11 protein-coding genes are annotated in these 13549 nt (G+C 69.2%); 10 read left to right on the top strand and 1 reads right to left on the bottom strand.

Going from position 1 to position 13549, the window contains the following annotated elements; translation table 11 throughout:
• From prsK to lexA, 10 genes are all read left to right on the top strand, one after another.
• On the top strand, positions 1 to 2124 hold the full coding sequence (gene prsK, locus HDC29_RS07710) for an XrtA/PEP-CTERM system histidine kinase PrsK (protein WP_179495928.1): 2124 nt from the start codon (positions 1 to 3) through the stop codon (positions 2122 to 2124).
• Positions 2121 to 3500 (top strand): PEP-CTERM-box response regulator transcription factor, encoded by a 1380-nt coding sequence (prsR, locus tag HDC29_RS07705; protein ID WP_179495926.1) that lies wholly within the window; start codon positions 2121 to 2123, stop codon positions 3498 to 3500. Before prsK ends, prsR begins: the two co-directional genes overlap by 4 nt.
• Positions 3501 to 5348, top strand: a complete 1848-nt coding sequence (locus HDC29_RS07700) for a tetratricopeptide repeat protein (protein WP_179495924.1) — start codon at positions 3501 to 3503, stop codon at positions 5346 to 5348.
• An 87-nt stretch (positions 5349 to 5435) separates the two neighbouring features.
• Positions 5436 to 6500, top strand: coding sequence for an alpha/beta fold hydrolase (locus tag HDC29_RS07695; RefSeq protein WP_179495922.1), 1065 nt, complete (start codon positions 5436 to 5438; stop codon positions 6498 to 6500).
• Positions 6501 to 6597: 97 nt separating this feature from the next.
• A complete protein-coding gene (locus HDC29_RS07690) occupies positions 6598 to 7188 on the top strand; it encodes an aminodeoxychorismate/anthranilate synthase component II (protein WP_179495920.1) in 591 nt (196 codons plus the stop codon).
• The gene (gene trpD, locus HDC29_RS07685; protein WP_179495918.1) at positions 7185 to 8183 is read left to right on the top strand and encodes an anthranilate phosphoribosyltransferase; all 999 of its coding nucleotides are present in this window, start codon (positions 7185 to 7187) and stop codon (positions 8181 to 8183) included. Before HDC29_RS07690 ends, trpD begins: the two co-directional genes overlap by 4 nt.
• The gene (trpC, locus tag HDC29_RS07680) at positions 8180 to 8974 is read left to right on the top strand and encodes an indole-3-glycerol phosphate synthase TrpC (RefSeq protein ID WP_179495916.1); all 795 of its coding nucleotides are present in this window, start codon (positions 8180 to 8182) and stop codon (positions 8972 to 8974) included. Before trpD ends, trpC begins: the two co-directional genes overlap by 4 nt.
• Positions 8971 to 9441 carry a cyclic pyranopterin monophosphate synthase MoaC gene (gene moaC / locus HDC29_RS07675; protein WP_179495914.1) on the top strand — a complete coding sequence of 157 codons (471 nt, stop codon included), beginning with the start codon at positions 8971 to 8973 and terminating at the stop codon, positions 9439 to 9441. The genes trpC and moaC overlap by 4 nt, the downstream gene beginning before the upstream one ends.
• Positions 9438 to 10628 carry a molybdopterin molybdotransferase MoeA gene (locus tag HDC29_RS07670; RefSeq protein WP_179495912.1) on the top strand — a complete coding sequence of 397 codons (1191 nt, stop codon included), beginning with the start codon at positions 9438 to 9440 and terminating at the stop codon, positions 10626 to 10628. Before moaC ends, HDC29_RS07670 begins: the two co-directional genes overlap by 4 nt.
• 75 nt (positions 10629 to 10703) lie before the next feature.
• Positions 10704 to 11384, top strand: coding sequence for a transcriptional repressor LexA (lexA, locus tag HDC29_RS07665; protein WP_179495910.1), 681 nt, complete (start codon positions 10704 to 10706; stop codon positions 11382 to 11384).
• Here lexA and HDC29_RS07660 read toward each other — a convergent pair.
• Positions 11338 to 13497: a ComEC/Rec2 family competence protein gene (locus HDC29_RS07660; protein WP_179495908.1), complete on the bottom strand. Its 2160-nt coding sequence runs from the start codon at positions 13495 to 13497 to the stop codon at positions 11338 to 11340. The two genes, lexA and HDC29_RS07660, sit on opposite strands and share 47 nt — an antisense overlap.
• Between the last annotated feature and the right edge of the window lie 52 nt (positions 13498 to 13549).

Genomic DNA, 13549 nt, shown 5'->3' with positions numbered 1-13549 from the left:
GTGAACGCGCTCGCGGCCCTGTCGCAGATCCTGTCCGGCGCGGCACTGGCGGGCTTTTCGGGCGTCACGCTGTGGCTGCTGATGCGGCCGCGCGCGCGCATGGCGGCGCTGATGCCCGCACCCCGCTGGCAGGTGCTGGCGGCAGCGGCGACCGCGCTGTGGTGCGCGGCGCTGGCGATCTTTTCGCCCGGATCGTCGGAGGCGCTGGCCGTCCAGATGATCCGCGACGGCGCGATGCTGGGCTGGCTTGCGGCGACATTCTGGTCATCGCGCGCGCCGATGCCGCGCCCGCTCCGCCTGATCCTGCGTATGCTCGCGACGATTTGCCTGCTCGCCTTCCTGCTCGGCGCGGCGGCGCACCTGCGCGCAGGAACCGCCGCCGCACCGTGGATGAAACCGACGCTGACCTTCACCGCGATGATCGTGGCGATCGGCGGACTCCTGATCCTCGACGGCGGCGTCCGCCGCGCGAGCGGCGGGCTGCGGATGCCGGTGATGGCGGTCGCGGGCGGTTTCGCCATGCTCTGGGCCTATGAACTCAACGTCCAGCTGATCGGCGCCCTGACCGGAGAGAAAGCCTCGACGCTGATCGCGCTGTTGCCTGCGGTCGCCCTGCTGACCGTGCCGATCCACGTCGTCGCCGCGATGGACATCGGCCGCGAGCGGATGCGGCTGTCGCGCACGGCGGCGACGCGGTCGCTGATCCTGCTGGGCGCTGCCACCTATCTCATCCTGATCGCGCTGACCGGCGCGATCGCGCGCGCGGTCGGCAGCGATTATGCCGAGCTGGCGCAGGCAATTTCACTCGTCGTCGCACTCGGCGCCGGCGGGCTCATGCTCGCCTCTTCGCGCGCACGGGCATGGCTGTCGGTGATGATCTCCAAGCATTTCTTCGAGCATCGCTACGACTATCGCGCCGAATGGATGCGGTTCACCGCGACGCTGGCGCAAGGGGACGGCGACGATGATCGCAACCTATACCGGCGCGTCGCGAAGGCGCTTGCGCAATTGACGGGCAGCCCGGGCGCCTTGCTGATGCTGCCCGCCGCCTCGGGCGGTTTCCGCGTCGCCGAGCAATGGCATTGGCCCGGCGGCGTGAGCGAAGACGCCAGCCTGTCGCTGCGCTCGGCCTTCATGCTTCAGGAAACGCAGCATATCGTCGACCTCGACGCCGAGCGCCGGGGCGCGCCGGGCGACAAGGCGGAGGGCGAGGATCTCGCGATCCCCGAGTGGCTGATCGCCGACACGCGCGCCTGGGTCGTGGTGCCGGTCCTCCATTTCCAGCGCATGATCGCGATCGCCGTCCTGCACCGTCCGCCGGCGTCGCGGGCGCTCGACTGGGAGGATCTCGACGTGCTGCGCATCGCGGGACAGCAGGCGGCGAGCTATCTGGCCGAATCGCAGAGCCAGCGCGCGCTGTCCGAGGCGCGGCGGTTCGATGAATTCAACCGCCGCTTTGCCTTCATCATGCACGACATCAAGAATCTGGCGAGCCAGCTGTCGCTGCTCGCGCGCAATGCCGAGCGCCATGCCGACAAGCCCGAATTCCGCGCCGACATGACGCAGACGCTGAAGATTTCGGCCGGGCGGCTCAGCGACCTGCTCGTTCGCCTGTCGCCGCGCGAACGCGGGCCCGCGGCCGAGCCCGGCCGCACGCTGGTCGAGCCGGTACTGAACGAGGTCGCGGCCGAAATGCGCCCGCGCCGCGCGCTGTTCGTCGGCTGCCAGGCCGGATTGTCGGCGTGGGCGGAGGCAGGCGCAATCCGCCAGATCGTCCAGCATCTGGTGTCCAACGCGATCGACGCGTCGGCGCCCGAGACGCCGGTTCAGGTCGTTGCGGTCGCTGAACAGGGGCGTGTTCGCATCGACGTGATCGACCAGGGCTGCGGCATGACGCACGCGTTCATCCGCGACGAGCTGTTCAAGCCGTTCGTGTCGACGAAGGATTCGGGTTTCGGGCTCGGCGCGTTCGAGGCGCTGCAGATCGCGCAGGCGATGGGCGGCGCGATCGAAGTGGCGAGCGAACCGGGCAAGGGCAGCAATTTCACGCTGTGGCTGCCGCTCGCCGATGCGCACGGCGAGGCCGCGGACAATGCACGGATCATGAAAGCGGGAATGAAATGAACGAGGGCGGGACCGGTTTGCGCACATTGCTGGTGGTCGAGGATGACGCCGGGCTGCAGGCGCAGCTCAAATGGGCCTATGAGGATTATCGGGTGCTGGTCGCGGGCGATCACGACGCCGCGATCGAGATGCTGCGCGCCGACGAGCCCGATGTGGTGACGCTCGACCTTGGCCTGCCGCCCGATCCCGACGGCACGCGCGAGGGATTCCGGACGCTGAAAACGATCCTCGAGGTCAAGCCCGACACCAAGGTGATCGTCGTATCGGGGCATGGCGAGCGGGCGAGCGCGCTGAGCGCGATCGCGAACGGCGCGTGGGATTTCTATCAGAAGCCGATCGACATCGACGAGCTGGGACTGATCGTCGCGCGCGCCTTCCATGTGCGCGAGCTGGAGGTCGAGAATGCGCGGCTCGCCGAACGCGGCGCGGGCGACAATCATGTGCTCGGCGGGATGATCACCGGCGCGCCCGAGATGCTGAAGGTCGCGCGCACGATCGAGCGCGTCGCGAACCTCGACGTGTCGGTCATGCTGCTCGGCGCGAGCGGCACCGGCAAGGAATTGCTCGCGCGCGGATTGCACGAGGCCAGCGCGCGGCGTGACGGCGCGTTCGTCGCGATCAACTGCGCCGCGATCCCCGAAAATCTGCTCGAAAGCGAATTGTTCGGGCACGAAAAGGGCGCGTTCACCGGCGCGGTCAAGACGACCGAGGGCAAGATCGAGCTCGCGCATGGCGGCACGTTGTTCCTCGACGAAGTCGGCGACATTCCGCTTCCGCTGCAGGTCAAGCTGTTGCGATTCCTGCAGGAGCGGACGATCGAGCGCATCGGCGGACGCAAGGCGATTCCCGTCGATACGCGAATCGTCTGCGCGACGCACCGCGACCTCGACGCGATGATCGCGCAGCAGAGCTTTCGCGACGATCTTTATTACCGGCTCGCCGAAATGGTGGTGAAGATCCCGCCGCTCGCCGAGCGGCCCGGCGACGCGGTTCTGCTCGCGCGGCATTTCCTCCACCAATATGCGCCCGAGATGAACCCCGGCGTGCGGGGCTTCGCCCCCGACGCGCTGCAGGCGATCGACGAGGGACACTGGCCCGGCAATGTCCGCGAGCTTGAAAACCGCATCAAGCGCGCCGTGATCATGGCCGACGGCAAGCTGGTGATGCGCGAGGATCTCGATATGGCGGGGGGCGACGATCGCGACGGTGAAGAGGCGTGGCTCAACCTGCGCAGCGCGCGCGAGGCCGCCGACCGCGTCGCGATCCGCCGCGCTATGACGCAAAGCGAGGGCAATATCTCGCTCGCGGCGAAGTTGCTCGGGATCAGCCGGCCGACGCTCTACGACCTGCTCAAACAATATCGGATGCAGGGCTGAATGGATTTTCGCCGCGTCTGGACCGGTGCGCCGTTCGTGGCGGCGCTGCTGCTCGCGGGGTGCGGCGATGGCGGACCGGCCACGCCGCGCCAGGCCGATGAACAGCACCGCGCGGCACTGCAGGCGGCGATTGCCGACGATCCGGACGACATAGCGCGGCGCGTCGCGCTGGCGCGGGTGGCGATCCGGCTCGGCGACGGGGTCGGAGCCGAAGCGGCGGTCAAGGGCGCGCTCGGTGCCGGCGCCAACGATGCGGCGCTGCGGCCCCTGCTCGCCCGCGCCTACGCGATGCAGGGCGAAGGCGCACGCGCGCTCGATACGCTGGAAGGCGGGCCGGTCATTCCCGAGATGATGGGCGAGGCGGCGTGGGTCGCGGGCGATGTCCATCTTGCGAACGGCGACCTCGCTGCAGCGCGCGAGGCCTATGACCGGGCCGTGCACGAATTGCCGCGCAGCTCGGCCTTGTGGGTCGATGTCGCGCGCTTTCGCGAGGCCAACGCCGACACGCTCGGCGCCCGCGACGCGGTCGATTATGCGATCGAACTCGACAAGGCGAACAGCGCGGCGCTGGCGTTCAAGGCGAATCTCGTGCGCGGCGAAGAGGGACTCGAAGCGTCGCTTGGCTGGTATGCGGAAGCGCTCGTCGCCAACCCCGACAATGCGGACGCGCTCATCGACCAGGCCGCGACGCTCGGCGACCTCGGCCGGTATCGCGACATGCTGGCGGCGCTGCGTCATGCGGCAGCGATCCTGCCGCGCGATCCGCGCCTCTATTATCTGCAGGCGGTGCTCGCGGCGCGCGCGGGCAAATATGCGCTGGCCCGCAGCCTGCTCCAGCGCACGCGCGGCGAACTCGACGAACAGCCGTCCTTCATGCTGCTGAGCGCTATCGTCGAGCTCGAACTGGGCGGCGAGGCGGTCGCGGCAACCTGGGCGGACCGCTTGCTCGCCGAGCAGCCGCATAATTTCACCGCGCGGCGCATCCTTGCCGCCGCCGAATGGGCCGATGGCGATGCCGAGGCCGCGCGCGAGGCGCTGCTGCCGCTCACCCGCCGTCCCGACGCCGACAGCTGGTCGCTGATCCTGGCATCGCGCGCGGCGGCGGAGCTGGGGCGCGATATGGAATCGGCGGATTATCTGGGGCGCGCCGCGGCGCTCAGTCCCGGCGAAGCCATTCCCTTCGCTATCGACGATGATTACGGGCTGGTCGCGATGGCGGCCGATGCCGCCCCGCTCGACCCGGCCAAGGCGATCCCGGCGATCGCGGTCGACCTGGCGAGCGGTAATAGCGCGCGGGCGATCGGGCGCGCGATGCAGCTGCGCGCCGCGAACCGCGGCGTCGCCGACGCGCATATCCTGCTCGGCGACGCGGCGCTGGCGGGCGGGCGGTTCGACCTGGCGGTCGAGGCCTATCGCGCCGCGCGCGCCATCGATGCCGGCGAGCGCACCACGCTACGCCTCGCCAACGCGCTGTATCGCGCGGGCGATGTCGCGGGATCGGGCGCCGCGATCCTGGCGCTGCGCGACGGGCAGCCGTCGAGCATCGCCGCCGACCGGTTGGCGGGGCACCTCGCGATGGACCTTCGGCATTGGGACCGGGCGATCGGTCATTTCGACCGCGTGCGCCGGCGGATCGGCGACCGCGACGCGGTGATCCTGCGCGAACTGGCGCGCGCCTGGGCGGCGAAGGGCGACGATGCGCGCGCGTTGCTGCTGATCGACCGTGCCTATCGGTTACAGCCGCTCAACGCCGGGATCATGGAATTTTACGCGGGGTTGCTGGAAAAGCGCGGGAAAGCGCAGGCGGCGGCGGACCTTCGCGACAAGGCGGCGCAGATCGGGCGCTAGCGAAGAGGCAAAAGCGGTTCGCGGCCGTTTTCGCGGCGCGATGCGGGAGGCTTATCACGGCCGGGCAAACCGGCTAGCGTCGCTTTCATGCGCAAGATTCTCGCCTCGCTCGCCCTTCTCCTGACCAGCGCCGCCGCCGCGCACGCACAGACGATCGACGACGCGGTCGAGGGTGACGCGATCCTCAAGGATTTCGCCTTCGCGACCGGCGAAAAGCTGCCCGAGCTCAAGATCCATTACACCACGCTCGGCACGCCGCGGCGCGACGCCGCGGGCGATGTGACCAACGCGGTGATGATCCTCCACGGGACCGGCGGGACCGGAAAGCAATTCTTCCAGCCGCAGTTCGCCGACGAACTCTTCGGTCCCGGCCAGCCGCTCGATACGGGCAAATATTACATCATCCTGCCCGACAATATCGGCCATGGCGGCTCGTCGAAGCCGAGCGACGGCCTGCGGATGAAATTCCCGCGTTACGATTATAACGACATGGTCGGCGCGCAGCACCGGATGCTGACCGAAAAGCTCGGCGTGAAGAAGCTCAAGCTCATTCTCGGGACGTCGATGGGCTGCATGCACGCCTTCGTCTGGGGCGAGACGCGCCCCGGTTTCGCCGAAAAACTCGCGCCCTTCGCCTGCCTGCCCGTCGAGATCGCGGGTCAGAACCGCATGTGGCGCGCGCTCGCGATCGACGCGATCAAGGCCGACCCGCAGTGGAACGGCGGCGATTATACCGCCCCGCCCGTCGCGGGCCTGCGCACCGCTGCCTCGCTCCTCCTGATCGCGGGCGCCAACCCCTATGCGTTGCAGGCGCAATATCCGACGCGCGAAGCCGCCGAAAAATACAAGGACGAGGCCTTCGCGCGCGCCTATGGCCGCGGCGACGCCAATGACATGATCTATCAGCTCGACAGCTCGCGGACCTACAATCCCTGGCCCGACCTCGAAAAGATCGAGGTGCCCGTCCTGTGGATCAATTCGGCCGACGATTTCATCAACCCGCCCGCCTATGGCATCACCGAAAAGGCGGCGGCGCGCATGAACAGGGCGCGCTTCATCCTGATCCCCGCGAGCCCCGAAACCAAGGGACACAGCACCCACACATGGGCGAAGTTCTGGAAGGACGATGTCGCACGGCTGATGGCGGAGTAGGCCCGCTATGCCAACGTCCGGATGACGAAGTTGGGTTTGCGCCCGCACAAGCTTCTATCCCTTCCCCAACCCCTGCAAAAGCGTTAGTGCGCCCTCCATGATCCTCGTCGTCGACAATTATGACAGCTTCACCTTCAACCTCGTTCATTATCTGATCGAGCTCGGGGTCGAGGTGCGCGTCGAGCGCAACGACGCGCTCACGGCCGCCCAGGCTCTTGCCACCGGCGCCGACGCGATCCTGATTTCGCCCGGCCCCTGCACCCCGAACGAAGCCGGGATCAGCCTCGACCTCGTCGCCGCCTGCGCCGAAACCCGGCGTCCGTTGCTCGGCGTCTGCCTCGGCCACCAGGCGATCGGCCAGCATTTCGGCGGCACCGTCCAGCGCGGCCATTTGATGCACGGCAAGACCTCGCCCGTCTGCCACGACGGCAGCGGGCTCTACGCGGGCCTGCCCTCGCCCTTTCAGGCGACGCGCTACCACAGCCTCGAGGTCGTCGACATTCCCGAGCGCCTGTTGATCAACGCGACGAGCGACGACGGCGCGGTGATGGGCTTCCGCCACGCCGAACTGCCGATCCACGGCGTCCAGTTCCACCCCGAAAGCATCGCGACCGAGCATGGCCACGCGATGCTCGCCAATTTTCTGAAGATCGCGGGGCTGCCGGTCGGCGAGCGCAAGGCGGCATGAGCCGCTTCGGCCCCTTCCCCGACCCCTCGGTGCTGCTCGATCATGACGAGGCGGCCGACGCCTTCGCGACGATGCTCGACGGCGGCGCGAGCGACGAACAGGTCACCGAATTCCTGATCGCGCTGTCCGACCGCGGCGAAACGATGGTCGAAATCGCCGCCGCGGCGCAGGCGATGCGCGACCGGCTGATTCCCATCGACGCCCCGACGGGCGCGATCGACGTCTGCGGCACCGGCGGCGACGGCCACCATACGCTCAACGTTTCGACCGCGGTATCGATCGTCGTCGCGGCGTGCGAGGTTCCGGTCGCAAAGCATGGAAATCGCGCGGCTTCTTCGAAATCAGGAGCGGCCGACACACTCGAGGCACTGGGCCTCGACATGGAGCGCGCCGACCGCATGGCGGAGGAACAGCTCGCCGACCTCGGCATCTGCTTCCTGTTCGCCGGCACCCGCCACCCGGCGATGAAGCGCATCATGCCGATCCGCAGGGCCATCGGGCGGCGGACGATTTTCAACCTGATGGGCCCGCTCGCCAATCCCGCGCGCGTCACGCGGCAGCTCGTGGGCATCGCGCGCCCCGCCTATGTTCCCGTCTATGCCGAGGCGCTCCACCGGCTCGGCACCGATCATTCGCGCGTGATCTCGGGCGACGAGGGCCTCGACGAACTCTCGCTCGCGGGCGGCAACGAGGTCGCGGTCGTGACGCCCGAAGGCGTGCGGATGCAGCGCAGCACCGCCGCCGATGCGGGCCTGACCACGCGCTCGCTCGATGAAATCCGCGGCGGCGACGCCGAATATAATGCCAGGGCGCTTCGCCGCCTGCTCGAGGGCGAACCCGGCGCCTATCGCGACGCGGTGCTCTATAACGCCGCCGAGGCGCTCGTCGTCGCCGGCGCCGCCGACACTTTGCTCGAGGGCGTCGAGGAAGCCGCCGAGGCGATCGACAAGGGTCTCGCCAATGCGCTGCTCAATTGCTGGATCGCCTATAAATGAACAAGCTTACCCAGATACTTGCTGCCAAAGCCGCAGAAGTCGCCGAGCGCCGCGCTCTGCGCTCCTTCTCCGACCTCGACGCGATCGACGCCGGCCCCGTGCGCGGCTTCGCGAAAGCACTGCACGCCAGGATCGACGCCGGCGGCTTCGGCCTGATTGCCGAAATCAAGAAAGCTTCGCCCTCCAAAGGATTGATCAGGCAGGATTTCGATCCCGCCGACCACGCCCGCGCCTACGCGGCAGGCGGCGCCGCCTGCCTGTCGGTCCTGACCGACGCGCCCTGGTTTCAGGGGCATGAGGATTACCTCATCGCCGCGCGCGCCGCCTGCGCGCTTCCGGTGCTCCGCAAGGATTTCATGGTCGACCCCTGGCAGGTCGCCGAGGCGCGCGCGATCGGCGCCGACGCAATTCTGATCATCGTCGCCGCGCTCGACGACGGCATGATGCAGGAGATCGAGGCGGCAGCGATCGAACGCGGCATGGACGTGCTCGTCGAGGTGCATGACGAAGCCGAACTCGACCGCGCGCTGAGCCAGCTCGAATCGCGCCTGATCGGCGTCAACAACCGCGACCTGCGGACCTTCGAAACCGATCTCGCGGTCACCGAACGCCTCGCCACGCGCGTCCCGCCGGGCACCCTGCTCGTCGGCGAAAGCGGCATCGCGAGCCACGCCGATTGCGAAAGGCTCGCCAAAAGCGGCGTAAAAGCCTTCCTCGTCGGCGAAAGCCTGATGCGCCAGGATGACGTCACGGCGGCAACGAGGGCGCTGCTGGAGGGCGCCGCGGCATGACGCGACCGACGCACCTCGACGAAAGCGGGGCAGCGTCGATGGTCGATGTCGGCGCCAAGCCCGCGACGCAGCGCCGCGCCGTCGCCGGCGGGCGCATCACCATGTCTCAGGAGGCGCTCGAAGCGATCCGCAGCGGCAATGCCCCCAAGGGCGACGTCCTTTCGACCGCGCGCATCGCCGGCATCATGGCCGCAAAGCGCACCGCCGACCTTATACCGCTCTGCCACCCGCTCGCGCTGACCAAGGTCGGCGTCGATTTCGCGTGGGAAGACAATGGTATCGCCGTCACAGCTGTCGTCCAAACGGCGGGCCAGACCGGCGTCGAGATGGAGGCGCTCACCGCCGCCTCGGTCGCACTCCTCACCCTGTACGACATGGCGAAGGCGCTCGACCGCGCGATGATCCTCGGCGACATCCGCCTCCTCGAAAAGAGCGGCGGTCGCTCGGGCGACTGGCGCGCCGGATGAGCGGGCTGCTCGCCGTCGAGGAGGCGCAGGCGCGGCTCTTCGCGCTTCGCGAACCGCTCGGAAATCAAAATATCGATTTTTCCGAAGCGCTTGGCCGCCACCTTTCGGACGACGTTGTCGCTTTGCGCGACCAGCCCGCCGCGCCGCTCTCCGCGATGGACGGCTATGCGATCCGCTTCGGCGACATGCCGGGGCCCTGGATCATTGTCGGCGAAAGCGCCGCAGGCGGCGCGCCCGACCGCAGCGTGGCTCCCGGTGAGGCGATGCGCATCTTCACCGGCGCGATGCTTCCCCCCGGCGCCGACACCGTCATCGTGCAGGAGGATGTCGTGCGCGATGGCGGCGCGCTGACGCTGGCGCGCGACGGCCCCGGCGCGCGCGGGCGCCATGTCCGCTCGCGTGCGGCCGATTTCGCCGCGGGCGATCGCCTGCTTGCCGCGGGCACGCGTCTGACGCCCGGCGCGATCGCCGCCGCGGCGATGAGCGGCGCGGGCGCGCTCGGCGTCGGCCGCCGCCCGCGCGTCGCGATCGTGACGACCGGCGACGAACTTGTCCGGCCCGGACACCCGCTCGCGCCCGGTCAGATCCCCGACAGCAACGGCGCCATGCTGGCCGCGATGCTCGCGGGCGACGCCGAAGGCGCCGTCCTCGCGCACCATGTCCCCGACGATCGCGCGACCCTTGCCCGAATTCTCAAGGAGTTGGCGCGCCGTCACGACGTCATCGTGACCGTCGGCGGCGCGTCGGTCGGCGATCACGATCATGTCCGCGGCGCGCTGGACGAGGCTGGCGGGCGGCTCGCTTTCTGGAAGATCGCGATGAAGCCCGGCAAGCCGCTGATCGCCGGAACGCTGGGCGAGGCGGTGCTGCTCGGCCTTCCCGGCAATCCCTCGTCGGCGTTCGTCACGGCGACGCTGTTCCTGCTGCCGCTCGTCCGCCATCTTTCCGGGGCAAGCGATCCCTTGCCGCCCGCGCATCAGGCGCCCCTCGCCGCGCCGCTCGGCGAAGGCGGCACGCGCCGCGATTATCTGCGCGCGCGCCTCGAAAACGGCCGGCTCATACCCATGATCGGCCAGGAAAGCGGTCGCACCCTCCCCCTCGCCTCGGCCAATGCGCTGCTGATCCGCGACATCGGCGCGCCCGCCCGCGATGCCGGGGCGATGGCGGACTATATCGTCATCGCTTGACAAGTTCCGGTTTGTTCCACTATCGTTCCTGCTATGTCCGGCCCGTTCGCAACGGGTCATCATGGAGAACGACCGATGTTGACCGCGAAGCAGCATGAACTGCTCCACTTCATCCAGGAACGCCTCGACTCGAGCGGCATTTCGCCCTCGTTCGAAGAGATGAAGGAGGCGCTCGGCCTCAAGTCGAAATCGGGCATACACCGGCTGATAAGCGCCTTGGAAGAAAGGGGTTTCCTCCGCCGCCTTCCCAATCGCGCGCGCGCGCTCGAAGTGCTGAAAGTGCCCGAAGCGGCGAAATCCGCGGCGCCGCTGCGCGAAAATGTCGTGCCGCTGCGCAAAAACCCGCCGGCGATGCGGCCGATCGCGGCGAACGACATCGTCGAGGTGCCGCTCCACGGCAAGATCGCCGCCGGTGTGCCGATCGAAGCGTTCGAGGATCACAACAATCTCGCTGTCCCCGCCGCGCTCCTCGGGTCGGGCGAACATTATGCACTCGAGGTATCGGGCGACTCGATGGTCGAAGCGGGCATTTTCGACGGCGACTATGCGCTGATCCAGAAGGCGAGCACCGCGCGCGAGGGCGATATCGTCGTCGCGCTCGTCGACGGGCAGGACGCAACGCTCAAATATTTCCGCCGCGAAGGCCAGATGATCCGGCTCGACCCCGCCAACAGCGCCTATGAGCCGCAGCGCTACCCCGCCGAACGCGTCATCGTGCAAGGGCGCCTGTCGGGATTGCTTCGTCGTTACCACTAAGCTGCTGCGGCAGCCGCCACGGATGCTCGTCGCCCGCGCGCAGCGCGGCGACGGCGCGGGGCCTATTGCCCAGATAAAGCGCCAGCCCGCCGGTTTCGGCAAGGCTGTCGCGGTCGATCGTCATCCAGCGTGCCGTGCATTCGCGCGGCAGCCAGCGGTCGCTGATCACGACATCGGCGGCGGCGCAGGCCGCGGCCATATCCGCGCCGTCGATCCGGTCGCGCCCGTGTGACGCCAGGATGACGCGCCGCGCCCTGCCCTCGCCTTGCGTCCAGCGGCAGAAATCGCGATTGCACTCGACATGGTCCAGCTCGGCGAGCGACAATAGGGGCGCGTCGACGCCGCCCGCCTCGGCGACCGTATCGCGAACATAGTCTCCCGCGCGGTCGCGCAGCAGCGCATAGCCGCCATCGGGCAGCGCCGCCGCGATATGGCGCCCGTCACCGGTGATCAGAAGGTCGGGGCGCGGCGCGGCGAGCAGTGCCGCCGCCCCGATCGCCAGCGGCACCGCCCCGGCGGTGCGCCAGCGCGTCTGCCACAGCAAAATCCAGAGCCCGCCGAAGACCGCGAGGGCAAAGCCCCATGGCGGAAAGCTCGGCAGCGTCGCGACCGCGCCGGGCGCGTCGGCCACGCCATGCGCCAACGCGATCAGGGCTTTCAGCGCCTGTTCGGCGACCCACCAGAAGGGCGCGCCCAGCCCGACGCTGTCGAAGAGGAGCGCGAGCGCCTCCGCCGGCATGATGACAAAGGTCGTGAGCGGGATTGCGACGACATTGGCAAGCGCGCCATAAAGCCCCGCCTTGTGGAAATGGAACAGCGCGATCGGCGCCAGCGCGACCTCGACGACCAGCCCGGTGATCAGCAGCCCGGCCACCCCGCGACCCAGCCGGAACGCCCGCGGCTCCTCGCGGCGCGCGAGGAAACGCTGCATCGGCCGGCTTTCATGGAGTGCGACGATCGCGGTCACCGCGGCAAAGCTCAGCGGGAAGCTTGGCCCGGCCAACGCTTCGGGCCGCCAGACCAGCACGATCAACGCGCCCGCGGCGACCAGCCGCAGCGTCAGCGCCTCGCGCCCCATCAGAAAGGCGACGAGGACGAGGAGCGCGGCGATGAACGAGCGCAAGGTCGGCACCTCGGCGCCGGCGAGCCAGGTATAGCCGCCGCCTGCGATCGCCCCCGCGGCCGCCGCGAGCGGCAGCACATAGCCCGCGAGCGCCAGCCGCCGGCTGAGCGCAAACAGCCGCATCGCCAGCAGCATCGCAAAGCCGACCACGGCGGTCACGTGCAGCCCGCTGATCGACAGCAGGTGCGCCAGCCCGCTGCGGCGCATCGCTTCCTCGTCGGCTTCGCCGATCGCGCCGCGATCGCCCGTCACCAGCGCCGCCGCGATGCCGCCCGCCGACCCCTCGACTTCGCCATGGATATGCGCGCTCAGCCGCGCGCGCAGCGGCGGCGAGGCCGCGCCCGTCCCCGGCACGCGGGACACGTCGCCCAATATCGTCCCGACCGCGCCGATGCCGTCGAACCACGCGCGCTGCGCGAAATCATAGCCGCCGGGCAGGCTCGCGGTCGGCGGCGGCATCAGCCGCGCGCGCACGCCGATCGTTTCGCCCTCGGCAAGCCCCGCCGCCTGCTCGGCGCGCAGCGTCAGGCGCACGCGCGGCGGCAGGTCGCTTCGCCGCTGCGGCAGCGCGAGGATGCGGACCTGTCCCTTGGCCGGAAGCAGCTCGACGCGCTCGACGACGGCGGGAAATGCGGTCGTCACCGGCGCCGCGAGCACGGGCGCCGCGACCGACAGCGCGCGGATCCAGATCAGCAGGACGCCCGCCGCCGCGGCGCCGCATCCGACGACGAGCGTGCGGCCGAGCCGGCTCTGCCAACCGATCAGCAGCCCGAACAGCAGGCCCGCCGCCAGCGCGAGCAACAGTCCGGTCCAATGCGCCTCGGCAGGCAAGGCAAGCCAGGCAGCGATCCCCGCGCCCAACGCAACGGGAAGCCAGAGCCCGATCCGTTCGCGCTCGGCTTCGAGACGCGCTTCCAGCGCTTCGCCCGCCCGTCGCGCGGCCGCCGCCCAGCGCGTCGAAATGGGCGTTTGAAGCGGACTTGTCGCCATGCTAGGGGCACCCCCGATCCCCGTCCAACAGGGCGGCAAAGTGAGTGAAAGA

It is taken from the genome of Sphingopyxis sp. JAI108 (assembly GCF_013410105.1).
Taxonomy (GTDB): Bacteria; Pseudomonadota; Alphaproteobacteria; order Sphingomonadales; family Sphingomonadaceae; genus Sphingopyxis; species Sphingopyxis chilensis.
The sequence above is the reverse complement of the archived record's forward strand: the minus strand, read 5'-3'. Positions and strand labels throughout refer to the sequence as shown.